Genomic DNA, 26,134 nt, shown 5'->3' with positions numbered 1-26,134 from the left:
GATCAGAGGACTGATTGCAGAAACTCCTTGGTCCGAGCTTGTTGTGGCGATTGGAAGATTTGATCCGGTGTTCCTTCTTCGCAAATTCGTCCTTTATCAAAGAAACACACCCTGTCGGAAACTTCGCGAGCAAATCGCATTTCGTGTGTGACAAGGAGCATGGTGAGGTCGTGCTCCTGCGCCAGACTGCGAATGACTGCTAGGACTTCGCCTACCAACTGCGGGTCGAGTGCTGATGTTGGTTCGTCAAACAGGAGAACGCGCGGACGCATTGCAAGTGAACGCGCGATAGCCACACGTTGTTGCTGTCCCCCTGAAAGCTGTGCTGGATAATGATCCTTCTTATCGGTCAAACCTACCAGTGACAGAAGTTCGAGTGCACGGACTTCAGCTTCAGCCCTTTCCATACCCAGTACATGAACCGGGGCCTCAATGATATTTCTTAGAACGGACATATGAGGGAAGAGATTGAAGCTCTGAAACACCATTCCGACATGTGATCGGATTTTGCGTAGATGCTTTTCACTGGCTAGGAAATGCCCTTTTCCATTCGGCTCATGATAGGGGATTCCTGCCAGCTCCAGTTCGCCTTCCTGGAATGGTTCAAGCGTCATCAAAATGCGTAGAACAGTCGATTTTCCTGAGCCCGATGGACCGATCAGCGTGACTTTCTCACCCGTTTTAACCGTGAAATTGAAGCGATCGAGTACGGTCAGAGCGCCAAAGCGTTTGGTTACGTCCTGAAAGCGGATTATTTCCTGGGTCATTTAAGAGCAATCCCGTTCTTTGGAAGTGTGCGTTCGAGAAGGCGTATAAGCGTCGAACAGATGAGTGTCAGGACAAGGAAGATCAAACCAACCATCGATAATGGTACCAAATATTCAAAGGTGCGATCGCCAATCAGATTGGCGAGATTGAGCATGTCCACAATGCTGACAACTGACAGCACAGGTGTTTCCTTGAGCATGGAAACAAGGTAGTTGCCCATCGCGGGAATGATGCGAGGAATAGCCTGTGGAATAACTATATCCCGATAGGTACGCCAGGATGTTAGATTAAGCGCGCGCGCCGCTTCCCATTGACCGCGTGGGATTGCTTCGATGCCGCCGCGATATACCTCGGATGTATATGCTGAGTATTGCAAGCCGAGGGCCAGAGCGCCGGTGAGGAATGCCGGTAACACGATCCCGTAAACAGGCAGTACGTAATAGAGAAAGAACAGCTGAACGAGCAGTGGTGTATCGCGTAAAAATTCCACCACGACTGCAGTCGGCCACGAGATGATCTTGTATGGGCTTCGGCGTAGCAGTGCGAAGACGAGTCCCAGTACCAGAGCGATCGCAAAGCCTGTGGCGGCTGCCTTGAGCGTAACCGTGAGGCCAATCGCGAGAATTGGTATGATTGAAATGGCAAAAGAGAGGGTGGATGACGTGTCCCAGGCGTAACCGTAAATCATGCGAAACCTCCCGCCATTGTTCGACGACGAAGTCGCCTTTCGAGCCAGCGAATACCGGTGGCAAGGACCAGCGCCATTGCGAAATAACCCAAAAGTGTGAGCGAATAGATTGTGACATTGTCGAGCGTAAGATTGCGCAACCGCTGGGCCTGGAAGGTGAGGTCGCTAATCGCGATCAGCGAGGCAAGGGCGGTATCTTTGAGATTGTGTATGGCGAGATTGCCAAAGGCGGGCATCATTTCAACAATGGCCTGTGGCAAAACGATGTGAAATAGCGTGTGGGACTTGCCGAAATTGAGTGCACGCGCAGCTTCGTGTTGTGCTTCGGGCACAGCCTGCAGTGCACCTCGAACAACTTCGGCGCCATAAGCGCCAATATTAAGGCCAAGCCCCACGATACCAGTGGTAATAGGATCGAAGGAGATGCCCACCAAAGGTAACGCGTAGTAAAGCCAGAACAACTGCACAAGCAGCGACGTTCCACGAAAAATCTCGATATAGATGACTGCAACCATGGAAAGGATTGGCCCGCCTGCAAATCGGGCAATGCCCGCAGCGAAGGCAAGCACTGTACCGAGAACCATCGAACTCAAAGCAAGTAAGACGGTTATTTGTGCTCCTTTTAAGAGAGCAGGAAGATATTCGGTCCAATGCATATGGTCCGCTCCCGTCTGAGATGGGCCAATGTCTGCCAAGCCGTTTCCAGTCTTGGCAGACGGCCAAAGGTTTTACTTTGCGTTGCAAAGAGCCGTCGTGTCGACCGTCCGCGCTGCTTCGACGCTTTCTTCGCTCAAGCCATATGTCATCAGAATTTTCTTGTAATCATCAGTCTTCTTGAATTCGATCAGCTCTTTGTTGAATGCCTCGTAGAATTCCTTGTCTTCTGGGCGGAAGCTAAATGCGCCGAAACTGCGTGCGGATTTGCCGTCTACAACGGGATCAGTAAAAGGATGCGCCTGCTCAAGTTCAGGTGAGTTTTCAACCAGCTTTGCAACGGTCAATTCCGTCGCAGCATAGGCGTCAGCCCTGCCGGTCTGCACTGTCGATGGCGCATCAGCATTACCCTGGATCATGACGATCTGAGATTCATCAATACCCATGCCATGTAGAAAGTCGATTTGATCTGCACCCGAAACAATCGCGACTTTCAGCGAGGGATCCTTCTTGATGTCATCATAGGAATGGATTTTCTTCGGGTTACCCTTGGGGACCAACAGGCCTTCGCCATAGCTTGAATTGGCGACAGTAAACTGAACCTGTTTGCAACGGTCGGGCAGTACGTTCTGTTCTGCTCCGACAAATTCAAAGCGCTTGGCTTTTAGGCCAGGAATGAGTGATCCAAATGGTGTTACCGTCCAATCGATTTCATTAATGCCAAGTTTCTTGAAAACCGCAGCAGCAACATCGGGGCCAATGCCTTTAGCGGCTCCGCTTGCGTCCATATAACCATAGGGGACTTCGTTTGCCGTTGCGCCACGGACGAAGCCCGCGCTTTTGAGTTCATCAATGGTGACTGCCCGTGAGGGGACAGTCAATGCAACCGTGGTAACTACGGAAAGCAAAACGGAAAAAGCTAATTTCATGTGCATAGTGTTCACTCCTCTGTATAGATGCCGGTTGGTTTTTGGTCCGGCTTGCAATTGGGTGGAAATGGCTGACTTATCCTGAAGTGGGTTCTCCACTGGTGGTCGCAATGACTGATAGACAGTCCCCCATCTTCACAAGTCCAGGAAAGTGGCGGGCGGCGAGTAGACCGTCGAGTGCCGCGCGATATTCTTGTGGCGCAGCACCCGTGCGTGTCACCGGATGAACGCGGGCGACAACATCGCCTTTACGGAGCTCGGCACCCAAATCGACCAGAGGCTCCAACAGTCCATCCGTTTCTGCAAAGCCAAAACAATCTTGCGACGGCATCTCCAGCCATGTCGTCGGTGATAGTTCGACTTCACCTTCAAGAATCCCTGCGTGGCGCAGAAGATTGCGAAGACCACGCTTCGCAATTCCTGCCGTGTAAGCCGAAATCGTGCCGCCGCCACAGAGTTCGGTGGTGACAAAAACTTTTCCTGCTTCCTCAGCAGTAGTGTCATACATACCGACGGCGTCGATCTCGATCATTCGCATGGAGAACGGTGCACCGAAGGCTTTGACGGCGGCGAAGCAGCGGGCTTCCTGTGCGGCATCCGGCAAAGAATGTGCTGCCGCGTAGGGCAGAAAATCCAGCGTCCGCCCACCAGAATGAAAATCCATGACTATATCCGCGCTGGGCAGTAGATAACGGGTAAAATAGTCGGCAATCTTTTCGGTAACTGAGCCGTCGGGACGTCCCGGAAAACTGCGATTGAGATTTCCCTTATCTATGGGGGATGTCCGCGAGCCCGCCAGGAAGGCAGGATAGTTCATTGCCGGCACAATAATTATACGCCCATTAATCTGCTCGGGCTTAAGATTGGCTGCAAGATCATAGAGCGCGACCGGACCTTCATATTCGTCACCGTGGTTTCCTCCAGTCAACAGCGCCGTAGGGCCGTCACCGTTGCTGATCACACAAATGGGGAGCATCAACGAGCCCCATGCGGAGTCATCGCGTGACCACGGCAGACGCAGATGACCGTGCTGGACACCTTCGCGGTTGAGATCAACAGTCGGTGTAATCGGAGACGGGCGGGAAAGCGAGGAGGCGTGCATCATTATCCGGTCCTAGTCTTTCACGATAAGCTTGCGTGGTACGTTGGAAAGACATTCGACGCCGGTTTCGGTGATCACGATGCTCTCTGTTATTTCGAGTCCCATCGTCTCAAGCCAAAGACCTGTCATGAAGTGAAATGTCATTCCGGGTTTGAGTTCCGTGCGGTCTCCGGGACGCAAGCTCATCGTGCGCTCACCCCAATCGGGCGGGTACGAGAGCCCGATTGAGTAGCCGGTACGATTGTCCTTAATGATCCCATGTTTTTTCAGTACGGAAAAAAAGCCATTCGCGATATCTTCGCATGTGTTGCCCGGACGTGCCGCTGCAAGGCCTGCTTCCATCCCCTCCAGCGTTGCTTTTTCCGCATCGAGAAAGGCTTGGGTTGGTTTGCCAAGAAAGACGGTGCGCGAGAGCGGACAATGATACCGTTTGTAGCAGCCCGCGATCTCGAAAAAAGTCCCTTCGCCTGTTTTCATAGGCAGATCGTTCCAGGTGAGGTGAGGGGCAGAGGCGTCGGTACCAGACGGCAATAGAGGCACGATTGCGGGATAATCGCCGCCAAAGCCGTCGACGCCGCGTGTTCCGGCATCATATATTTCAGCGACCAGGTCGCATTTGCGCATTCCTGGCTCGACGCTTTCAGCGATACGTTTATGCATCACTTCGACGATGCGGCCCGCCTTTCGCATGTAGTCGAGTTCGGTTGGGCTTTTGATTGCACGCTGCCAGTTCACGAGCCCTTGGGCATCTTTGAACTGCGCGTTCGGCAAATGCTTTTGCAGCGCATGGTGGGCAGCTGCGGTATACCAGTAGTTATCGAATTCGACAGCAAAAGTTTTATTACCCCAACCTTTGTCATCAAGAATGGACGCAAGCAAATCCATTGGATGTCGTTCCAGCGACTGCACATAGTGATCGGGATAGCCGATAATATTGTCATGATCGATCCAAGCGGTACGCTTTGCGCCATTGCCATCCTGCCCCCGGCCATACCAGATCGGTTCCCCCTCCATCGCCAAAACAACACATTGATGGACATAGAAGGACCAGCCATCATATCCTGTCAGCCAATGCATGTTGGATGGATCGCTGACAATGATGACATCAAAGCCCGCTTTTTCCATGGCGCGCCGGGTCTTGGCAATTCGCTGATCATATTCCGTGCGGCTGAAATTGAGTTCCACACTCATCGGCTGGCTCCTGCGGTTTTGCTTGAATCAATCTTCGCACCGTTATCGAAAAGGCTGGCGCGCTTTGTGGCGAGGTGGGCTATCGCGGTGTCCTGCACGCCGGTTCCAGTCAGATCACAAACAGTGATCGCATGGGGCTCACGTTTGGCTGCACTTGAAGCAATGATCACCTGACCGAGTTCTGAAAAATTACCCTCGGCATTGACGATACCGGCTTTTATTGCGTGATGGAGTTCCCCGAGCCTGCTCGTCTGTTTGATGCTATCTGCGACGTAGGTAACTGGACGATCGAAAATGGCAGGGTCAAGTTCGTTCTTGTGCTCAGCATCCGAGCCCATTGCCGTGATATGCTGTCCTGCCTCCAACCAGTCTGCCTTGATGATTGGTGTATCCGAAGGCGTCGCTGTGACGATGATATCTGCGCCGCGGCATGCATCCTTTGCCTCTCGTATGGCTTGGACCGGTATGCCAAGCATATCCCGAAGCTGACGAGCAGCATTTTCAGCTTTGTCATATTCGCGCGCCCAAATGCGGGCTCGAGTTATGGGGCGCACCAGCGCAAGCGCCTGCAACTGAAGTTTCGCCTGCATTCCTGCACCAAAGATAGTTGCGATATGAGCATCGTCGCGTGCAAGGTACTTTGCGGCTACTGCCCCTGCTGCGGCCGTTCTCACATCGGTCAAATACCCGTTGTCCAGCAAAAGCGCTTCGATCAGTCCGGTCTTGGCGGAAAACTGGATCATTAGGCCATTTGTGGAAGGGAGACCAATTGACGGGTTATTGAAAAAGCCGGGGCTAATCTTGATGGCGAAGCTATCGAGATTGGGAATGTAGGCTGTTTTGACATCCACTTCGCCCCTGTGAGCAGGAATATCGAGCCGTAGGATTGGCGGCATACGAACTTCGCCGCCTGCTAGTGCGCGAAACGCATTTTCCACACAAGCAATGGTTTCGAGATCAAGCGAGATGATCTCACGCAGGTCGGCTTCAGTCAGGATTCTCATTTCGACCATCAGCCGACCCTCCGATAGTTGTCAGTCATAATCTTGCGGTGTTGTTCGGGATCGATATTACCTCCAGATAGGATAATGGCAGTTGGACCAGGGGGGGTGGCTTTTCGACCAAGTAAGAACCCGAGACCGACCGCTGCCGCTCCCTCGATGATTTGATCCTCCTGCTGTGCAGCATGTCTCACGCCTGCAGCAATCTCTGCTTCATCAAGAAGGATAATTTCGTCCAGCAACGCTTTGCACATGGAAAAAGTCCAGCGGTTATCGAGGCCTATGCCCCCACCAAGTGAATCTGCGAGAGTATCTTGTTCTTCGACACTTACCGGTTTGCCGGCTTTAAGGCTTGCAGCCATCGCAGCTCCTCTTTGCATTGATATGCCGATGATGCGGGTCTGAGGGCGCTTAGCCTTGACTGCAGCGGCTACGCCCGCCGCCAGCCCGCCGCCAGACAGCGGAACAAGAACAGTTCCTACATCTGGAAGGTCTTCTATAATCTCAAGCCCGATTGTGCCTTGACCTGCGATCACGCGTGGATCATCAAAGGGTGGCACTGCATTCATGCCCTTCTCCGACACAAGGCGCGTGACCTCTTCCATGGCGTCATCCTGCGATTTGCCAACAATGCGGATCTCTCCTCCCAGCTCACGGATCGCTTCAACCTTGTTGCGTGGAACAAGGGCGGAGAGGCATATTGTGGCCGTCAGACCGAGAGTCGATGCGGCATATGCCAGCGCGCGCCCGTGATTGCCGGTCGATGCTGTAACAAGGCCTTTCTGTCGCTCAGAAGGGGACATACTGCGAACGGCATTGGTTGCACCACGCAATTTGAAACTGCCAGTCAGTTGCCTGTTTTCAAGTTTTAGATAGACGGGCACACGTGATTGCTTACTGAGGCTCTCGGAAAAAGCGAGTGGCGTACGTTCGATATGGCTTTTTAGCCGATCGCGCGCTTCTTCAATTTCCCCAAGACCAATAATATCGGGCACGTTATCTGCCTCACTGCGTTGGACAAATGGAGAAACGATGCATCGTTCATCTGGCTTGCGTTAAACGAACTGCAACGCGGCGCAATTGCGCGCGCTTTGCGAAACCTTAAGGCCGCATTGCCGTTCCCCATATGTGTGATTTTATTATTGAGTTAAGATTGGAAGACCAAATAGATCATGTCAATACTTATATTGGATCATTACAATATTGGCGTGTGATGGCTTTTGACAACTTATTCTTGAATGGTGTGGACTACCGTGCCAATGAACAGGGACAGACGCGCACTCAAATTGGATCGGTCAAATGAAATCCGCCCTCAAGCTCGATGCTGTTGATCTTCGTATTCTTGAAGCGGTGCAGGCGAATGCGCGTATCACCAAGATGGCGCTTGCAGAAAAAGTTGGACTTTCGCCCACACCGTGCTGGCTGCGGCTGCGCAAGTTAGAAGAAGCCGGTATTGTAACAGGCTATCACGCCCGCATTGCTTTTCGGAAAATTGCTCCCGTCGCACAGGTCATGGTGCAAATTACGCTTGGTAATCATCGCCAGGCCGATTTTGATCGTTTTGAGCGCGCGATAACAGCAGTTCCTGAGATTGTCTCGTGCTGGTCTGTGGGTGGTGGCGTTGATTACTTCCTGATGATTATGGTTCACGACATTGACGCTTATCAGCGCTTGATCGATCGGCTTCTTGATCAGAATATTGGTATTGAGCGCTATTACACTTACATTGTTACGAAATTGGTGAAAGACGACCGAATGGGAACGCCTTTATCTATCGTTTCAAGCGAGGCGGAATAGACCAAAGGTTCTGTATGCCCCTGAAGTTTAGACCAACACTGCTGGTGCGCGCTGCGCCTTTGGTCCAAATGGCGCGTCAACCTATGCGATGTTTCTTCCAGAAGTGGGAGAAGCGAAATGAATGTCGTTCTGGATGACCCGATAAAACATGACAGTCTCAGCAGGCTTGGGGACAAACATCTCTTTCGCGAGCTTGGTTATGTCAACGGACGTTGGGTTGCTGGCGACAAGGCGGAAAGCTTCGCAGTGTCTGATCCTGCCACAGGAAAGCAGCTTGCACGGGTGGCGAGTTTAAGTGAAGCTCAAGTATTTGTTGCAGTAGAGGCAGCTCAAAAAGCCTTTCCAAACTGGCGCAACAAGCTGCCACAGGAACGGGCGGCGATCTTGCGTCAGTGGTATGAGCTCGTTTTGGCACACCGCGAAGACCTTGCTTTGCTTATGACGCTAGAACAAGGAAAGCCTTTGGATGAATCGCGTGGTGAGATCGACTATGGAGCTGCGTTTATTGAATGGTTTGCTGAAGAAGGCAAACGGTTGAATGGTGAGACCATCGCGAGCCATTTATCGCATGCGGAAATGCTGGTGCGCCGTGAAGCATTGGGTGTCGTGGGACTGATAACACCTTGGAATTTTCCTAACGCGATGATTGCCCGCAAAGCTGCAGCAGCCATTGCGGCTGGTTGTGCTGTTATCGTGCATCCCTCGTCCGAAACACCATTATCGGCGCTGGCATTAGCCGAGCTTGCAGAACGAGCAGGGATGCCTGCCGGAGTTTTTAATGTGGTGACTGGCAAGGCAGCGCCAATTGTGGATGCAATGTGCCGCGATCAACGTGTGAAGGCTATAAGCTTCACCGGATCTACGGAAATAGGCAAATTGATTGCCGCGAAGTGCGCCTCGAGCGTCAAGCGCTTGGTTATGGAGCTCGGAGGCCACGCACCCTTGATCATTTTCGATGATGCTGATGTTAGCCGCGCGGTCGATGTGGCTATGGCTGCAAAGTTTGCGACCTCAGGACAAGATTGTTTGGCGGCAAACCGTATTTTCGTTCAGCGCGCTATTCTTCCGGCTTTCAGTCAAGCGTTCGCAGAGCGGATAAGCAAACTTAAAATTGGAAACGGTCTTGATGCGGATATCGAAATCGGACCGATGATGCATAGCCGCGCAATCGATAAGATTGAAGAGCATGTTCGCGACGCTGTGAAGCGTGGCGCAAGGATTGAAGTGGGAGGTAAACGCATTGGTGAGCACACTCTTTTCTTTGAACCGACACTGCTCAGCAATGTACCCGATGAAGCTGCGATCATGGGTGAAGAAACATTTGGCCCAGTCGCAGCGATTTCTGCATTTGATGACGAAGACGAGGTGATCTTACGCGCAAATGCGACACAGTACGGTTTGGTCGCCTATGTAGTGACAGCCAATGGTGCGCGACAGCTGCGGATGGGACGCGCGTTGGAATTTGGAATGGTCGCGATCAACCGCGCAAAAATTACCGGAGCGCCGATACCGTTTGGTGGTTGGAAGCAATCCGGGTTGGGCCGTGAAGGTTCTCATCAGGGCATAGAAGCATTCACCGAGCTCAAATATCTTTGCATCGATACCGCTGCGTGAAAGCGTTGCGACAAGGAAGGAAATACACCCATGTTGAATACCAGCAATGAACTCACCGCTTGGGATCGCGATCACTTTTTTCATCCCTCTACGCATATGGGGATGCATGCACGTGGGGAAACGCCGACGCGCGTATTGAAGGGTGGCGAGGGCGTTTACATTGAGGATATCAGCGGCCGCAAGAGTCTGGATGCCTTTGCTGGTCTTTACTGCGTCAATGTTGGTTATGGTCGTACGGAAATCGCGGATGCGATTGCAGAACAGGCGCGAAATCTTGCCTATTATCATGCATATGTCGGACATGGCACTGAGGTTTCGATCGCGCTGGCTAAGATGATCATCGACCGAGCTCCTCAACATATGAGCCGCGTTTACTTCGGTCTCTCAGGCTCAGACGCCAATGAGACAAACATGAAGCTCATCTGGTATTACAACAATATCCTTGGTCGTCCGGAAAAGAAGAAGATCATTTCGCGTTGGCGCGGCTATCACGGTTCGGGCGTGATGACAGGAAGCATGACCGGTCTTGCTACTTTTCATAATGCATTTGATCTGCCGCGTGCCCCGGTTCTGCACACCGAGTCGCCATATTATTTTCGCCGCGCAGACCGCTCAATGAGTGAAGAACAATTCTCGCAATATTGTGCCGACAAGCTTGAAGAGATGATCCTTTCTGAAGGTGCTGATACCATTGCAGCTTTCATCGGTGAGCCAGTGTTGGGAACCGGCGGTATCGTGCCGCCGCCAACCGGATACTGGCAGAAGATACAAGCGGTTTTGGACCGTTATGATATCATGCTCGTTGCTGATGAAGTGGTCACAGGTTTTGGCCGTCTTGGCAGCATGTTCGGATCTGAACACTATGGTATGAAACCGGACCTGATCACAATCGCCAAAGGTCTCACCTCCGCTTATGCCCCTCTATCGGGCTCGATTGTTTCCGAGCGTATGTGGCAAGTGCTCGTTCAAGGATCGGACCAGATGGGGCCAATTGGTCATGGTTGGACCTACTCTGCGCATCCAATTTGTTCTGCCGCAGGCGTTGCCAATCTAAAATTGATTGATGAGCTCGATCTTGTTGAAAATGCGGGCTCGACGGGCAGATATCTCCGTGAAGCGCTGGAAGACGCAATTGGCGGACACCGGCATGTAGGGGATGTTCGTGGTGAAGGTTTGATGGCGGCAATTGAGTTTGTCGATGATCGAGACGATCGGAAATTCTTCGATCCGTCTTTAAAAATTGGTGCACAGGTTTCAGCCGCACTCCTCGCCAATGGCGTGATCGCCCGTGCAATGCCTGAAGGTGACATTCTGGGCTTTGCACCACCATTATGTCTCACGCGGGAAGAGGCTGACAAAATAGTCGATGCGACCATAAAGGCGATCACAACTGTTTTTGCGTAATATCGGCATAAAATATATCAGGGCGTCGACTTGGATGTCGACGTCATTGCTTCCAGAGGGGTTTTACTCGGTTCTGGTCGGGAAACGCTTGAGGATTGCGCTTTGAGCCATGCGCAAAGAGATCATCGCTCTCAACGAAATCGATGCTGCCCACGCAAGATCAGCATTTCAGATACCAAGTCTTTCGCGCAAGGGTTTGCGATAAATGCGAGACACCGGCCATGATTGCTGGATGGAGCGCATTTTGATCAACCATTTGTCCGGCCTGCTCCGATCGACGTGGGAAACGTGAAGTGCGTTGACGAAAGCTGTCCGATGAACACGAAAGAAATGGCTTTCCGGTAAAATGCTCAACCAAATGCCGAGCGGGCGTGCATCGAGCAGCATTGAACCATCATTGAGCCAAATCTCGCTATAATTGCCAGCAGAACGGACGCCGACGATAGTTTCAGGCTCTACTCCGCGTACAACGCCGCGTTTTCGCAAATAGACCAACGGCTCTGATTCTTCTGCGGGAAGCTTTTCAAACTGGTTATCCATTGTGCCATATTTTGCCTGAGCAATCAGGTTGGCGCATTGAAACATTGCTTTGATTTCGCCGCCGGACCATTGATGACATGCGCGTGTCGTGTCAAATCCGATGATGCCCCGCAATCGACTCTGATAGAAAATCGGAATGCTCAATATGCTCTTGTTACCCTGACGCGTGAACTCAACCTGAATCGCGCGAGCCACACGCGGCAGACCCTGGACGTTGTTGACGGCTACCGCCTTTCCAGCGACCAGATGCCGATGCAGCCATCCAATAAGAGTTGTGGGGGCCTCCTGCAATTCCTCAAGAAATGATGTCGTGTTCCCTCGACACCATTCATGTGTATTGCGGAATCGAAGCAGGTCCTGCCCATATTCTATCATCCAAGCCCGGTCCGCATTGGAGGCATTGCCGACAAATTCCAAGTATTCTGAAATTGCTGCATTAACGGGATGTCTGAGCAGACTCATAGCGCAGAAATATGACCAATCCAAGGATGGTTCATCCGCACAATCGCGTTCAGAAAATACTTGATAGGCTTCAACGATGCGGTCCAACCTCGTCTCCGACGCTTTTCTGAATTGGCCCTAGGTTGGGCCAGAAGCAGAGCACTTAAGCGAAACGAGTCCGCCCTAAAAGTCTGGGCATTTTAACCGGCACTGATCCGGATGCACTACAATTTATTGAATGATCCAACGGATTTGCGTGTGCCTTTATATTTCGACGCTCTGTATATGCTTAACGCTTCTCCTGAACCTCGACGCAACTGTGAATTCTTGCACATTGCCCCTTGCGATTGTAAATATAAGCGTAATAATATAACATACCATTGCTTTTGCGGGAGAAAATGTTGTTGTGAGCTATCCCCTTCGGAGCAAACCGCATTTGTGAATGCTGTTTCACTCGAAAAGGCGGCAGACATCAAGGTTGATGGCAAGCCATTCAACATTGTTGCGGTTGGGGGATCCGGGAAGATCCATGACGGCGACGAAGGCCACAAGCATGATGGTCACAAACACACAGAACATAAAGACGACTGATAATATTAATTGTCTCCATCTGTCGTGAACTTGGCCCGGCCTGTGATGGCCGGGCTTTTAATAGTTGATCGTAACGATCACGGTGTCTGTGTAAGTGCCGGAAGTCGGTGTGGTTTGAGGAGCGACGCGACCATAGACGGTCACACTTTCTGTAGCGCCTGTTCCTGTACGGGCAACAATCTGGTTTGCCGCACTACCCCAAGGTACTGTGCGAGCGCTGTTGGAATATAGGCCGTAAATCACTGCGTTTGAACCGAGAGTCATGCGCCGTTGGGTTGGTGGGGCGTTGCTTAGTCCGCCGCTCAAAGCGACACTGTATGGCAGTCCCGATGTACAGTTAATGGTTAGCGTGCCAGTGGCATCCACATTGGTAGTCAAATTGCTTCGGGAACCAAAATTGATCGCAGTCGCTGCGACTGTACAGGAACGATTAATGACGGCTTGCACGCTGAAGGTCGGTTGGATGGTGTTTTCTACGACTGCAGCGCAGTCGGGTGCTCCAAGCAGATAGCGAACATAGTTAACTCGCGCTTGACCAGCGCCAAAAGTTGATAGGTAAGTTCCGGCAAGCTTCGATGCCTGCGCTCCCAAAACACGACCATAGATCGTTCTGGTCGCTGTGCCTGAGCCTAAAATAGGGGCAATCACGTCAATTGGCTCCACAGTTCCCAAAGTTGTATTTGTGGAAGAGCCCCAGGGCTGCGTGCGATTTGCATCGTGGTAAAACTGATAAGACAACGTGTTGGCACCGCTTACCATCAGCCTAGTGCTCCCAGAGCTTCCACCGCTGCCGGCTTCAAGATTGGGGCATAGGCGCATCAGAAGTGCGAGATTGAGTGAACTCGAGCAGGTGACACTCAGTGTAGCAGTGGTATCCACGGCACCCCCTGCCTGAAGATTGACGGTGCCAAAATTCATGTTGGTGATGCTGGCTGTGCAGGTTTGCGCGAGCACAACGCTGATGCCTGTGAGGCTCAGGAATATCACGACAACGATCGTCAGAAAAAGTTTTTTCATTGGTCTTTCCGGCAGACGGCATCAGGAATTGTTGTGCGACTATTCGCACTGGCGGGAGCATTGAAAGTAACGGTGCAATTTTCACCGTTTGATTGTTGTATGGTGAGTGTATTGGAGCTGGCGGCATTTTCGATGTAAACTTGTCCCTCGTAACCGACGATTGCGTCGCCAACGCCGTTGAGCTTCACCGAAGCGCCTGTTTCAACATATTCGCCTGCTTCGTCACGAATGGTCACAAGGACCGGATTGTTCTGGGCGGAAACGTTGAAATCAACGACAGCCCCGCTACGGTCGCTCGGCCGGACGATCTGGCGGGTTGTTTCCACGCTGGCATCGAGTGGCAGGTTCGAAGGATCGATAGAGATGGCGTTGGCTTCATAGGAGCGAAGGTCGGTAACAAGGAACTTTCCGCGCTTGTCGGTCTTTCCAATGGGACGATTTTCGTAAAAGACCTCGACATCTGGCGCGCCAACATCAACAACGCTGAAGGCATCATCTACGCGATTAGACAAGAAAACACCGCCACCGGCTGCTATAATCGAGCCTTCAAACTGTGCATTGCCACGGATGTTGTCATTGAACTTTTCAACGCCTGCTTCAGCGCGCCCTATGGAACTCCGATAGCTTCCACTGGCTGCAACAATGTCGTTCTGACCGTAAGAACCGCGTACGCGCCAACCGCTGCTTCCGACAACTGGCTGCTCAGACTTCATCAGTTCGGCTGTGAAGCTGGTGCCCTTATCGTCAGAGGATATACCGCTCGACGCGGTGATGTTACCATCCAGCATCCACGAAAGACCGGCAAAAACGCCAAAGGAACCTTTGCGTTCAAGATCGGTGAAGGCTGAGAGGAACGCGTTCCCATTCTGTCCGATCCCCTTTGTAGCAGTCATGCTGAGGATACGTGATCTGTCGAAGTCTGCTGTTTCAAGCTGTGCATAGGAAAAATTGAGGTTCAGGTTTTCAAACTGGGGCGGCAGAGATATTGACGCTTGGTCAAGTGAGCGTGGAGGTCTTGCACTATAGATGGTTGAAGGAAGTCCGTATTTTGCGACATCGGCAGTAACGGACGCAATATCGTTGTAATCGCCAAAGGTCCGCTGTGTTCTGCCGAAAAACTTGATGCCCCAAAGTTCAGCCTCAAGGCTGGCCGCGACCTGATATCCTCGCTCTCCACCGAACTGGCTTGCCGACGCTGCAATGGAGCCAATGCCGAAAGTGCCGATATTGAAGACGCTACCAGCGCCGCCGTTATAAAAATTTTCGGCCCCTTCGACATGGGCTTCAAGGGTGAGTTGATTGGTTAGTCCATAGCGCAGTGTCGCCGAACCAATAGGCCTTTCATCATAATTATTTGACTCCACTCCATAATAGCGCCGCGCAAATCCTATCTCGGCTGAGAAATCTGCCAGTCCTTTTGATAGAAGATCGGATGATGCGTAGAATGGCGTTTCGGAGACTGTTTCGCGACCCAACGCGTCACGAACAACCAACCGCGCTGTCCCTGATCCTGTTACAATCGGTAAATTGGTGATTGAGAATGGACCCGAGGGCACCGAGCGCGAGGCGCGTTGGGCATTGTCGACGTAGATATCGACGGTGGAGGGAACGGCGGCGGATCCTGAAAGCTCAGGCAGGGGCATTGTTACCAGATCTGGGCGGAGGTTGAAGTTGCGGCGGATTTGTATGCCGCCCAGACGTGTGGGACGGGTCCAAGAAAGGCCGCCAGAGATGATGTCGCCCGCATTATATGTCATCAGGTGATCTGGATCGGAATAGGACCAGCGCGTATCGAGCCGCGTGGTCCCGAATTTGTCGGCGTCGGACGAACTTAGAATTTGCGAGGAAGTGACAACGCCATACCGTCCAAATATTCGACCTTCGAGCAGGCTCGAAACGCCTTGGAATGACGTGAGGTCGTCCCATTTCGGGCCACCGGTCGAGCCATAAACGGTGTAGTTGACCAAACCTCCCATGTTGCTGGTGATGACGGGCTTTTCCTCCTCCTGCGTGAGCGGTATGTCGTCGGGCTGTGCATCGATGACGCGCGCCGCGCGGCTTGCTTCCGTAGCATTAAAATTTACGGTTTGTTTTTCTTCGTCGTAAATTGCCACTACGCCCGGTAGCCGACCTATATCGACCCAGCCATCTTCCGTGGTTGCTTCCTTTGCAGGTTTTATGCCAACATTTTTCAGTTGCTCTGGCTCGATCAAGAGGAGCCCGTCGGGTGTTTGACGAAAGGACGCAATCAACTCAGTAGAGGAGCCATTCACGAAGACTTCAAGTTGCAGCTCGAAAAATTCGATGTCGGAGTGTTTGAGTTCCGCCAACGGGGGTGGCAAATCTTGAGCCGCAGCCTTCGGAAAGTCCGAGAAAATTGACAGACAAGCAATCGTCAAGACAGCGAGGTCAACCGCCCCTGTTGTTCGCTTGGACATTTATGGGGCCAGCTTCGCTTTGTGCTGAGATCATCAGCGAGCCACCACCTCGACTACCTCCGGTTCCGCGAATAAACCAGGAAGCGCTAGAATTCCCAAGGACATATCCGACGAGCCCTTTTTGCTGTGCGACCGAGGCGCCACCTTTGCTTTTTACTGCGAGATCAGAAATGCGCATCCTTTTGTCGCCGGTATTGCGTGCAGTGACCTGATAGCCGCCAGATTTTGGCTGCGCGCTCCATGCAACTTCAGCACCTGCATTTTCCGCCGGAGAGAAGAAGACTGGAATGGAATGCCGGACTACAAAGGTGACGGTACCAGATTTCTTTCTGGCAGAACTTGGTAGTTCGTCAACAATCAGTCGGTAGCTCTCTTCAGCTTTTACCGGGCGTTTGGACGTACGCACCACCCGGACCATATTCTCTGCGCCAGGCTTTAGCTGCGAAATTGGTGGGCTTACTGCGACATCGGTGGCTGGGGTGTAGGTGTCAACGCCGTTGTTCTGGCTCCATTTAAAAATCCTGACCTGCACGCTGATTGGGCGTTTCGCATCATTTGATATACGAACGCTTGAGGCTGCGGTTGGCGCGCTAAGATCGACAAGCACTGGAGAGACCCGCAACGAGACACTTTGCGAAAGTGCAGGAGTTACGTGCAGACCGGCAAATAATGCCGCCGCTAACACTAGACTACGCATGATATTCTTCCTTTATGCTCAGTACGAGATGGTTGCCGTCACCGTATCGGTATAGGCACCCGGTGCAGGGGTGTTCTGAGGAGGGACGCGGCCATAGACAGTAAATTGTTGCGGCGCGCCGGTACCCGTTCCCGCAAGGGTATTGGTCCCCACTGTTGTCCCCCACACTGTGTCTCTCGCAGCTGTCTGATAAAGAGAGTAAGTGACTGTTGCGCCACCTGTGCCTGTCATGAGGCGATTAATAACTGTCGCGCCAGAGCCTCCACTACCAGCACTCAGCGCAAGGTTAAAAGGGGTGGTATTGGTGCATTGAACCGTGAGAAGGCTGGTCGCGTCGGTGTTGGTTGTGAGCACCCCGTGAGAGCCAAAATCCATATTGGTTGCTGAGTTGATCTGGCAGGCGCCAGCAATTGTTATCTGAACCGTGAATTGCGCAGAAGGGGTCTGAGCAAAAACGGCTGGCGGAGAAAAAGCAACAACCGCCAGAGAAGCAAAGAGCGGACTAAACTTGAAACACATATTCCCTCCTGTATGCCGAAATCAAGCTGATATCAGCCATCCTTCGATGTTGTTCGCATTACAAGTATATGTATATATTTCAATTCAATGATTTCGGAGTCTATGGGTATTCGAAATTCATATCAATGTTCATTTGATAAAAAACTTCGAAATATTTATATACCGAACATTCTGGTGAATAATGGTGCAGTTTTCGTTAAATTTGCGGCTCATTGTATATTTTGCTAGGACAATAATGTCGAAAAAAGACAATAAAAGTTAGTATTATACTATAAACTAGCAGCAGATTTAACTTTGATGGTCGGTTCTCTATGCGCTGTGTTGAAAACGAGGGCGGTGTGATTCTGGTCGCTGAACGCAGCCGGGAGTGCTGGTGTCATCTGTATGTCACGCAGGCGGAATAAAAGCGCGCAAACCATTCAGATTGCACGCTTATGTCACATGAAACTGAAATCCACACGGATGTTGCTGTAGAGGCAGAGGGCCTAGGTCTCGCTTATGGCAGCAACACAATCCTCAAGAACATTGATCTGTCGCTCGCGAAAGGTCAGACGCTTGCACTTTTGGGCCCATCGGGCTGCGGAAAGACCACACTTCTTCGCCTTATTGCTGGATTGCTTCACCCGACCAGAGGGTCTGTCACGATCAATGGTGAAACCGTGGCTGATGCCAAAAGCAGCCGGTTTTCACCGCCTGAAAAGCGTCGCCTTGGTATGGTGTTTCAGGATTACGCACTCTGGCCGCATATGTCTGTTTATGGAAATGTCTCATTTCCGCTCGAAATGCGTGGAGTTGGACGTGTCGAGCGCGAGACTCGCGTGACAGCTGCACTGGATCGCGTTGGTCTTGCTGGCTTTGGAGATCGCTCGATCAGCGAAATGTCGGGTGGTCAGCAACAGCGCGTGGCGATTGCACGTGCAATTGTTGCCGAGCCCAGCATCGTGCTTTTCGACGAGCCGCTTTCTAATCTTGATCGCGAATTACGTGAAAACATGGTCAGTGAAATTGGCCAGCTAGTTACCAATCTCGGTCTTACCGCCATTTATGTGACGCATGATCAGAGCGAGGCTTTCTCGTTGGCGCATCAGGTTGCGATCATGAGGGCAGGTATTATCGAACAACTGGCGGCACCAGAAATGCTTGTTGCGCAGCCGACCACTCCAGCGGTTGCCGATTTCCTCCGGCTTGGCTGTGTGATGCCGGTTGAACGCGATGATGAGGGCTATCGCATAGCGCAGACGCAAATCCACCTGGCGCACCATTCTGCTCCCATAATGGCGACGCATGTGTTGTTGCCGTCACGCTCAGTTCGCAGCGTTGAAATGAGTAACGGATCCATTCCTGCCACCGTTCTGCGCACGCAATTCCGCGGTGATGGACACCTCACAACAGTTCGCATCGGTTCGCAGCACGAGGGACATGAGCTGACCTATCTCGATAGCGCGCGTCATTCGCCAGGTGTTCCGTTGGGCATTGCAATCGATGCGGAACAGCTCCGCTGGTTTTCCTAATAACTCTTTCATCTCAGACACATCTCAGGAGAGATCAATGAAGAAGTCCTTTTTCAGTGCGGGCATGGCATTTGCCGCTGCTTTAATCACAAGTACGGCAGCTTTTGCTGATATCACTGTTTATTCGGCAGGCCCCGGCAAGCTGATTGAAGGCTTGGCGGCTGGTTTCACTGCAAAGACGGGCACAAAGGTCAATGTCTTTCAGGCAACGACCGGGAAGGTCATGGCTCGTATTGAGGCTGAGGCTGCCAATCCAGTTGTCGACGTGCTGATTTCGGCATCTTGGGATACAGCGACCGATTTTGCCAAGCGCGATTGGCTTGTGGCTTACACCAGCCCCAATGCTGAAAAAGTTCCTGATTTTCTGAAGAATGAAACCGCTGTTGCACAGGGTGTTTCCGCGCTCGGAATCGCATGGAATCCGAACAGCAAGACACCTAAACCGACCGAATGGGCTGATCTTGCCAAACCAGAATACAAGGACCTTGTGAACTTGCCAGATCCGTCGCAGTCGGGTGCTACTTTTGAGCTCATAGCTGCGCTGCAAGCGGAACAGGGCTGGGATCTATTCAAACATCTGCATAAAAACGGTGCAATTGCTGGGGGTGCCAACGCTGAAGCGCTGAACCCCGTGCTTCAGGGCGCAAAAGCTGCAGTTTTTGGCGCCGTCGATTACATTTCGCTTGCAGGAAAGGCCAAGGGCGAAGCGATTGAAGTGGTCTTCCCGACATCGGGAACTGTGATTGCACCACGCCCGGCCATGATCCTTAACTGGTCGAAAAATCAGGACGAAGCAAAGCGGTTCATCGATTACATGCTTTCTGATGAAGGCCAGAAGCTGGTTGCTGACACCTACTTGATGCCAGCACGTTCTGACGTTGCTGCAAACCGTCCTCTCATCAGCGATTTGAAAATTCTCAAGATTGATGCAGAAGCCGTATACGGCAAGCGCGATGAAACGTTGAAGGAATTCAACGCAATCTTTGGCGCTAAGAAATAATGAATTGGCGGCTCTCGTCCCATGTGGAGGAGAGCCGCTTTTGCTTTTTAAGAATGTTGTCCTTTCCCAGACAGCCGGAATACCGCGAGGCAATTATGAGTGCTAAGACCGCTACCGCTGCAAATCCGCTTGGGCTTGTGGCCGTCATTGGCCTTGCCATTGTCGTTGCTGTTCCGTTTATTTTCATCGTTTTACAGGCAATTTTTCCGCAGATCGGGCAGGGTGTGCTAACCATGCCTTTTGTGCATTTGCCGGCATTGTTTGAAGATCCGAAGCTCCTGCGTATGACCGCCAATACCATTTTACTGGGGATCAGCGTCGTCGTGCTTTCGGCTATTATTGCAGTGCCGCTTGCTGTTTTTCGGGCGCTCTATAGGGTGCCGTTCGCGCTGGTATGGGATGTGCTGATGCTCGTGCCGTTCATGATCCCGCCTTATATTGCGACGCTTGGCTGGATCATGACTTTGCAGCCGCGCGGCTATCTCGAGCAGCTCTCAGGCTTCAATCTTGCATCATTTCTGTTTTCACTTGCCGGCATGACATTCGTGATGGCGCTCAACACGTTTCCTTTGGTCTATTTTGCCGTGTCCCGTACAATTGAAGCTGTCGGCGCGCGCTACTCCGATGTGGGTCGGGTGTTTGGTGCCTCGCCGTGGCGTTCGTTTTTGCGAATTACGTTGCCGCTGGCGACGCCCGGACTTGCGGCGAGCTTGCTGCTCGTGTTCGCTTCGGCGATCGAGGAATATGGCACGCCTGCTGCTCTTGGTAGCCGTTCGGGCTTCGACGTTCTGGTGACGGAGATTGACCTGCGCATATCCGACTGGCCGATTGATCTTTCGGGCGCGGCTGTATTTTCGCTGGCTCTAGTAATGTTGTCACTTGCAGCTTTCATGCTCCAGCGTTGGATTTTAACGCGTCGTTCGTATGTGACAACCAGTGGTAAACCGCAGAACAAGGACAAGCGCGATCTCGGAGCGCTCAAGGTTCCGGTGATAATTTTGTTTGGCGTTGTGGCTTTTGCGGCAACCGGCGTGCCGCTGCTTGCGATTCTTGCAACCGCGATGTCGAAGACCATTTCTGGCGGGCTAACGATGTCCAATCTGGGCTTTGATAACTTTGCAGACATCGCAGATAACAGTGCGGGCGCGATGCGGGCTTTGTTCAATAGTCTTTCATTGGGTTTGGCAAGTGCGCTTGTTACGGGGTTGCTCGGTGCTATTGCAGCCTATGCTGTAGTGAAAATGCGGTTCCGTGGACGTTTCTGGCTTGATGTCCTAACGGTGCTGCCGAACTCGCTTCCTGGTGTCGTGGTGGCTGTCGGCCTTATCCTTGCTTGGAACCAGCCATCGCTTATCATCTCGCCTTACAACACGCCGCTCATTCTTTTGCTTGCTTATTGCTGCATCCTGTTGCCGCAGCCAATCCGCTATGCAACAGCCGCGTTTCATCAGATTGGTGACAATCTTGAAGCTGCTGCACGTGTCTGTGGAGCTGGCAGTTTTACAACTTTCCGCCGCATTATGCTGCCGCTGGTCGCACCAAGCCTGATTACTGCTATGCTGCTGGTCTTTGCGGTGGCAACGCGCGAACTGGTCGCCTCCATTCTGGTAGCACCTGTCGGTATGCAGACAATCTCCATCTTTATCTGGCGCCAGTTTGAACAGGGATCCATTGGACTGGGCATGGCAATGGCGTTTATTGCGATTGTGTTGACGACACTACTGCCGCTCTTGCTTATGGGCCTATTGAAACGAACTGGATTGGTAAAGCTCTGACTCGGTTCTCGTTTAAATGGAATTGTCAGGACTGCATTGGATCCGGGATTCTCGTTATCCAACCTTAAACCGCTTCGGCGTTTTGTCGAAAATGCTGCAACTGTCGACAAATTGCGTACAGATATTTATCCTTTCAGCATGTCAAAGAGTCTATGGCGGGCTGAAAGGAATAAGCAATGTCTCTCACCACCACCCAACATCCACGCATTTCCAATGATGAGCGGCTGGAACGAATTAATGTTTTGCGTCGCCGTCTCAGCGAAAACAACATTGCAGCCTTGCTGCTTGGGTCGACGGAAAGCCTGCTTTACTATACCGGCCTTGCCTGGCATTCGAGCGAGCGCCTGCTTGGCGCAATCATTACGCAAAGCGAGCTTGTCTATATTGTGCCCGGTTTTGAGCAGAGTCGTGTGGAAAGCCTTCCGCATCTGGCGGGCGAAATGCGCATCTGGCAGGAAGAACAAAACAGTGCGGCCCTTGTCGCTTCTGTGCTGAAAGCCGGGGAAACGCTCGCCATTGACGATGCTGTCCCGCTTTTTGTCTATAATGCATTGCGCGCACAACTTGGGGCAGATCGTCTTGTTGACGCTGGCCCGATCATTCGCCAACAGCGAATTGTCAAATCTCAAACCGAAATAGACATCATCAAATATGCCATGGAGCTGACGCTGGAAGTACAACGCCGCGCGCATCAGTTCATTCGTCCGGGCATTGCGGCCTCCGATGTGGTACGCTTTATCGACGAGCAGCATCGTGAACTGACCGGTGCTGGAGGCTCAACCTTCTGCATCGTCTCTTTTGGTGTAGCAACCTCTTTGCCACACGGTGCGGATGGCGAGCAGTTCTATGAGAATGGTGATGTCATTCTCGTGGATACGGGTTGTCGCATCGACGGCTATCATTCCGATCTGACCCGCACCTATGCGCTGGATGAGCCGTCTGCTGATTTTGAGCGTGTCTGGTCGATTGAACGGCAGGCGCAGCAGGCCGTTTTTGATGCTGCAAAGATTGGTGCAGTATGTTCCAGCCTTGATGATGCTGCCCGCGCGGTGCTGGTAGAGCATGGGTTAGGTCCAGATTATCAGCTCCCTGGCCTTCCGCATCGCGCGGGGCACGGTCTGGGACTGGAAATTCATGAAGCGCCATATATTGTCCGCGACAATCAGTTGCTGCTTCAACCGGGCATGTGCTTCTCAAATGAGCCGATGATTGTCGTGCCGGGACAGTTTGGCGTTCGTTTGGAAGATCATATTTACATGAGTGCTGACGGCGCGCAGTGGTTTACAAAGCCCGCCAAGGGACCGACCGAGCCATTTGCCTGATATATACACTAGGAGTTTTTGATGAAGGAAAGCGATGATAACGCCATTCCTGAACGCAAGCGTGGTTCAGGCGGGAAAATGGTCTATGACTTGCTGCGAGATGAAATCCTCGACTTGGTGCTGCCTCCCGGCAGCCCGATCGATGAGGTCCAGCTTGCAGAGCGGTTCAAAATGTCACGTACGCCAATTCGTGAGGCTTTGCTGAGACTGGCAGGCGAGGGGCTCATCGACACGCTGCCAAATCGCTCGACTATGGTGTCGAATATCGATTTTCTTAACATGCATACCTATTTCGACGCTCTGACTTTGATGTATCGTGTCACGACCCAGCTTGCGGCCAAGAACCACCGGCAGGAAGACATGGACATCATCGCATTGCATCAGGCCGAGTTCACCAAGGCCGTGAATGCTCAGGATGCGCTATTGATGATTGCAACTAACGCAGCGCTTCATCTTGCCATCTCAGAAGCGGGGCGTAATCCATATTTTACAAGCCTCTTTAAGCGCTTGCTGGATGAAGGGCGACGCATTCTGAGGCTCTACTATCAATCCTATGATGATCAATTGCCTCGCCGTTTTGTGGAGGAGCATGAAGAAATGATTGCGGCAATTGCTGCACGGGACATGAAGTTGGCCGAACAGCTGGCCCATGAACATGCCGAGCAGATCGTGCGACAGGTGCAAAAACTGGTGATGCGCGATGACCGGCTGGAAATAAATCTGTAACGCAACATAATTTATGTCGACAAATAAAATACAGACTGATATATCAGTTGCGGAAGCCGGTAGACGGCATTGCGTCGCCGCGCTTCGATCGGCCTGGTTTTGTTTGCTGCATTTCCTGCTCCATGTCGCTTCGCGAAGGACGGAAATGCTCTGAGAGGAGTTTTAGATGGCTGCCAATATCTTTTCCGGCGTGATTCCGGCTCTGATGACGCCTTGCAAGGATGATCGCTCACCAGATTATGATGCGCTGGTGCGCAAGGGTAAGGAACTGATTGCAGCTGGTATGTCGGCTGTTGTTTATTGTGGTTCAATGGGCGACTGGCCCCTCCTTACCGACGAACAGCGCATGGAAGGCGTCGCTCGCCTGACTGCTGCTGGTATTCCTGTTATTGTTGGAACGGGGGCTGTGAACACGTCAGTTGCTGCAGCTCATGCTGCGCATGCACAGAAGGTTGGCGCCAAGGGTCTTATGGTCATCCCGCGCGTTCTGTCGCGTGGCTCGGTGATTGCAGCGCAGAAGGCACATTTCAAAGCCATTTTGTCGGCTGCACCTGATCTGCCAGCAGTTATCTATAACAGCCCTTATTACGGGTTTGCCACTCGTGCGGATCTGTTCTTCGCACTGCGTGCAGAGCATCCAAATCTCGTTGGCTTCAAGGAATTCGGTGGCCTTGCCGACATGCGTTATGCAGCCGAAAACATCACCAGCCGCGATGATGACGTCACGCTCATGATCGGTGTTGATACGGCCGTGTTCCACGGTTTCGTCAATTGCGGGGCAACCGGCGCAATCACCGGCATCGGCAATGTTCTGCCGAAGGAAGTGATCCAGCTTTGCAAGCTGTCGCAGGCTGCAGCTTTGGGTGATGCGGATGCACGCCAGCGTGCGCTTGAACTTGAACAGGCGCTTGCTGTGCTTTCATCCTTCGATGAAGGCCCGGATCTGGTGCTTTATTTCAAGCATATGATGGTGTTGAAGGGCGACAAGGAATACACGCTGCACTTCAACGAAACAGATGCTCTTTCCGATAGCCAGCGCGGTTATGTGGAAGCACAGTTCAAGCTGTTCAACAGCTGGTATGCGGAGTGGAGTAAGCTTCCTGGAGCGGTTCAGAAATACGCGGCTTGAATCTTGCTGTAGACAAAAAAAGGCCCTCCGTCTGGAGGGCCTTTTGTTTAGTTTTTAACTAGCTTGGTTGCTGTTCCTGCTGCTCCGGGAACAGAAATCAGTTTGATCAACTGATTTCTGTTAGAAGTCGACCTTCAGGATTAAGAAATAGCTTCCAACCCCTTCTCCAACAACAGATCGAGCTGATCGATCTCTGATTTGGTGAGCTTTACGCCTTCGGCGTCTGATTCCGCGCGTGCCTTAAAGCGGCGTTGCGAAGGCAGGCGTGCGCCTTGTCCTACAATGGCTTCGAAGAACGCCTCCGCACGGATAAATGGATCTCCGGGACGACCCTTGGCAAAGGCTTCCGGTGAGAATGCAATGATGAGTTCGCCATGCACCGGCGACAATGTGGTGGTGCCAAGGAAATCGAGAACTTCGGGGCTGGTCAGATCGCCGATCATGATGGCCGCAAGCAGTTCAACCATCGTGCTGATCGCGGAGCCCTTATGGCCGCCAAACGGTAGCATGGCACCGGCAAGTGCAGTTTCAGGATCGGTGGTTGGGTTACCCTCTGCATCCAGCGCCCAACCTTCGGGCAATTGTTTGCCGGCGCGACGGTGGAGTTCGATTTCGCCACGCGCCGCAACAGATGTCGCAAAATCAAAGACATAAGGCGATTTTTCCTTCCGTGGCCAGCCGAATGCGAAAGGATTGGTGCCGAGCAACGGCTTGTTACCGCCGGTAGGGGCAACGGTTGCATAACTGGGGCACATGACAAGTGCAGCAAGACCTTCGTTTGTCAGCGCTTCGACTTCCGGCCAGAGTGCGGAAAAATGCGTGCAATCGTTGATGACAAGTGCTGCAATACCGTTTTTGCGTGCGCGCTCTGCAAGCAGTGGCAGGCCCAATTCGAAAGCAGGATTTGCAAAGCCGTAGTTCGCATTGACGCGCACGATGCTCGATGCTTCGTCCTTCACTATTTCAGGAATTGCGTCTGGTTTTACCTTCCCGGCCTTGACTGTGCGCAGCGCACCCTCGATACGGTATATGCCGTGAGATTTGCAGTGATCGCGTTCACCCGCAACAATCACACGAGCGACGGCCTGAGCCTGTATAGCGTTCAACCCAGCTTTACGAAAAATCGCTTCTACGCGTTCGTGAAGTGTGGGAATGCTCAGGATGGTGGTCTCGCTCATCATGCGTCTTTCATGGCTGCGCCTGGCGGGAGGCCCCTACAGGCAATTGATATTTGCGCACACACTGTATACAAACATTCGGGGTATACAATCGTTAGGCAA

Annotated in this window: 24 protein-coding genes; 10 read left to right on the top strand and 14 right to left on the bottom strand. The window is 52.2% G+C overall.

What is annotated here, in order from left to right:
* Positions 1-2: 2 nt before the first annotated feature.
* The 8 genes from ehuA to eutB all read right to left on the bottom strand — a co-directional run bounded on the left by ehuA (position 3) and on the right by eutB (position 7,319).
* Positions 3-767 carry an ectoine/hydroxyectoine ABC transporter ATP-binding protein EhuA gene (gene ehuA / locus KMS41_17175; protein QWK79223.1) on the bottom strand — a complete coding sequence of 255 codons (765 nt, stop codon included), beginning with the start codon at positions 765-767 and terminating at the stop codon, positions 3-5.
* On the bottom strand, positions 764-1,456 hold the full coding sequence (gene ehuD, locus KMS41_17170) for an ectoine/hydroxyectoine ABC transporter permease subunit EhuD (protein ID QWK79222.1): 693 nt from the start codon (positions 1,454-1,456) through the stop codon (positions 764-766). The genes ehuA and ehuD overlap by 4 nt, the downstream gene beginning before the upstream one ends.
* Positions 1,453-2,112, bottom strand: a complete 660-nt coding sequence (gene ehuC, locus KMS41_17165; protein QWK79221.1) for an ectoine/hydroxyectoine ABC transporter permease subunit EhuC — start codon at positions 2,110-2,112, stop codon at positions 1,453-1,455. The genes ehuD and ehuC overlap by 4 nt, the downstream gene beginning before the upstream one ends.
* Positions 2,113-2,184: 72 nt before the next feature.
* A complete protein-coding gene (gene ehuB, locus KMS41_17160) occupies positions 2,185-3,039 on the bottom strand; it encodes an ectoine/hydroxyectoine ABC transporter substrate-binding protein EhuB (protein ID QWK80291.1) in 855 nt (284 codons plus the stop codon).
* Positions 3,040-3,115: 76 nt separating this feature from the next.
* Complete coding sequence (doeB, locus tag KMS41_17155; protein ID QWK79220.1) at positions 3,116-4,144, bottom strand: N(2)-acetyl-L-2,4-diaminobutanoate deacetylase DoeB; 1,029 nt, start codon at positions 4,142-4,144, stop codon at positions 3,116-3,118.
* A gap of 9 nt (positions 4,145-4,153) precedes the next feature.
* On the bottom strand, positions 4,154-5,332 hold the full coding sequence (gene doeA, locus KMS41_17150) for an ectoine hydrolase DoeA (protein QWK79219.1): 1,179 nt from the start codon (positions 5,330-5,332) through the stop codon (positions 4,154-4,156).
* Complete coding sequence (locus KMS41_17145; GenBank protein ID QWK79218.1) at positions 5,329-6,345, bottom strand: cyclodeaminase; 1,017 nt, start codon at positions 6,343-6,345, stop codon at positions 5,329-5,331. The genes doeA and KMS41_17145 overlap by 4 nt, the downstream gene beginning before the upstream one ends.
* The gene (gene eutB, locus KMS41_17140; GenBank protein QWK80290.1) at positions 6,345-7,319 is read right to left on the bottom strand and encodes a hydroxyectoine utilization dehydratase EutB; all 975 of its coding nucleotides are present in this window, start codon (positions 7,317-7,319) and stop codon (positions 6,345-6,347) included. Before eutB ends, KMS41_17145 begins: the two co-directional genes overlap by 1 nt.
* Positions 7,320-7,632: 313 nt before the next feature.
* Between eutB and KMS41_17135 the strand changes: the two genes are divergently transcribed.
* From KMS41_17135 to KMS41_17125, 3 genes are all read left to right on the top strand, one after another.
* Entirely contained in the window at positions 7,633-8,130 is a 498-nt protein-coding gene (locus tag KMS41_17135) for an Lrp/AsnC family transcriptional regulator (protein ID QWK79217.1), read from the top strand.
* 117 nt (positions 8,131-8,247) lie between these two features.
* Positions 8,248-9,744: an NAD-dependent succinate-semialdehyde dehydrogenase gene (locus KMS41_17130; protein QWK79216.1), complete on the top strand. Its 1,497-nt coding sequence runs from the start codon at positions 8,248-8,250 to the stop codon at positions 9,742-9,744.
* Between the two features lie 30 nt (positions 9,745-9,774).
* Positions 9,775-11,148: an aspartate aminotransferase family protein gene (locus KMS41_17125; protein QWK79215.1), complete on the top strand. Its 1,374-nt coding sequence runs from the start codon at positions 9,775-9,777 to the stop codon at positions 11,146-11,148.
* Between the two features lie 168 nt (positions 11,149-11,316).
* On the opposite strand, the gene KMS41_17120 is transcribed toward KMS41_17125, so the two are convergent.
* Entirely contained in the window at positions 11,317-12,237 is a 921-nt protein-coding gene (locus KMS41_17120; GenBank protein ID QWK79214.1) for a GAF domain-containing DNA-binding protein, read from the bottom strand.
* A gap of 330 nt (positions 12,238-12,567) precedes the next feature.
* Between KMS41_17120 and KMS41_17115 the strand changes: the two genes are divergently transcribed.
* Complete coding sequence (locus KMS41_17115) at positions 12,568-12,720, top strand: hypothetical protein (GenBank protein ID QWK79213.1); 153 nt, start codon at positions 12,568-12,570, stop codon at positions 12,718-12,720.
* Between the two features lie 57 nt (positions 12,721-12,777).
* Here the strand turns inward: KMS41_17115 and KMS41_17110 are convergent, their stop codons facing one another.
* From KMS41_17110 to KMS41_17095, 4 genes are read right to left on the bottom strand one after another with little or no spacing between them, the layout of a single operon-like run.
* Positions 12,778-13,737 (bottom strand): spore coat U domain-containing protein, encoded by a 960-nt coding sequence (locus KMS41_17110; protein ID QWK79212.1) that lies wholly within the window; start codon positions 13,735-13,737, stop codon positions 12,778-12,780.
* Positions 13,734-16,175, bottom strand: a complete 2,442-nt coding sequence (locus KMS41_17105; GenBank protein QWK79211.1) for a fimbrial biogenesis outer membrane usher protein — start codon at positions 16,173-16,175, stop codon at positions 13,734-13,736. Before KMS41_17105 ends, KMS41_17110 begins: the two co-directional genes overlap by 4 nt.
* A complete protein-coding gene (locus KMS41_17100) occupies positions 16,147-16,872 on the bottom strand; it encodes a molecular chaperone (GenBank protein QWK79210.1) in 726 nt (241 codons plus the stop codon). The genes KMS41_17105 and KMS41_17100 overlap by 29 nt, the downstream gene beginning before the upstream one ends.
* A gap of 18 nt (positions 16,873-16,890) precedes the next feature.
* Positions 16,891-17,391 (bottom strand): spore coat U domain-containing protein, encoded by a 501-nt coding sequence (locus KMS41_17095; protein ID QWK79209.1) that lies wholly within the window; start codon positions 17,389-17,391, stop codon positions 16,891-16,893.
* Between the two features lie 434 nt (positions 17,392-17,825).
* Here KMS41_17095 and KMS41_17090 point away from each other — a divergent pair, with 434 nt between their 5' ends.
* From KMS41_17090 to KMS41_17065, 6 genes are all read left to right on the top strand, one after another.
* A complete protein-coding gene (locus KMS41_17090) occupies positions 17,826-18,902 on the top strand; it encodes an ABC transporter ATP-binding protein (GenBank protein ID QWK79208.1) in 1,077 nt (358 codons plus the stop codon).
* A 37-nt stretch (positions 18,903-18,939) separates the two neighbouring features.
* On the top strand, positions 18,940-19,902 hold the full coding sequence (locus KMS41_17085) for an ABC transporter substrate-binding protein (GenBank protein QWK79207.1): 963 nt from the start codon (positions 18,940-18,942) through the stop codon (positions 19,900-19,902).
* A 95-nt stretch (positions 19,903-19,997) separates the two neighbouring features.
* On the top strand, positions 19,998-21,677 hold the full coding sequence (locus KMS41_17080) for an iron ABC transporter permease (protein QWK79206.1): 1,680 nt from the start codon (positions 19,998-20,000) through the stop codon (positions 21,675-21,677).
* A gap of 176 nt (positions 21,678-21,853) precedes the next feature.
* On the top strand, positions 21,854-22,999 hold the full coding sequence (locus tag KMS41_17075; GenBank protein QWK79205.1) for a Xaa-Pro peptidase family protein: 1,146 nt from the start codon (positions 21,854-21,856) through the stop codon (positions 22,997-22,999).
* A gap of 21 nt (positions 23,000-23,020) precedes the next feature.
* Positions 23,021-23,725, top strand: coding sequence for a GntR family transcriptional regulator (locus KMS41_17070; protein QWK79204.1), 705 nt, complete (start codon positions 23,021-23,023; stop codon positions 23,723-23,725).
* Positions 23,726-23,891: 166 nt separating this feature from the next.
* A complete protein-coding gene (locus tag KMS41_17065; protein ID QWK79203.1) occupies positions 23,892-24,854 on the top strand; it encodes a dihydrodipicolinate synthase family protein in 963 nt (320 codons plus the stop codon).
* Positions 24,855-24,994: 140 nt separating this feature from the next.
* Here the strand turns inward: KMS41_17065 and KMS41_17060 are convergent, their stop codons facing one another.
* Positions 24,995-26,032: an Ldh family oxidoreductase gene (locus KMS41_17060; protein ID QWK80289.1), complete on the bottom strand. Its 1,038-nt coding sequence runs from the start codon at positions 26,030-26,032 to the stop codon at positions 24,995-24,997.
* Positions 26,033-26,134 lie beyond the last annotated feature (102 nt).

The sequence above is a fragment of the Ochrobactrum sp. BTU1 genome (assembly GCA_018798825.1).
Taxonomy (GTDB): domain Bacteria; phylum Pseudomonadota; class Alphaproteobacteria; order Rhizobiales; family Rhizobiaceae; genus Brucella.
Note: the sequence above shows the minus strand (reverse complement) of the source record. Positions and strands in the feature narration are given on the sequence as shown.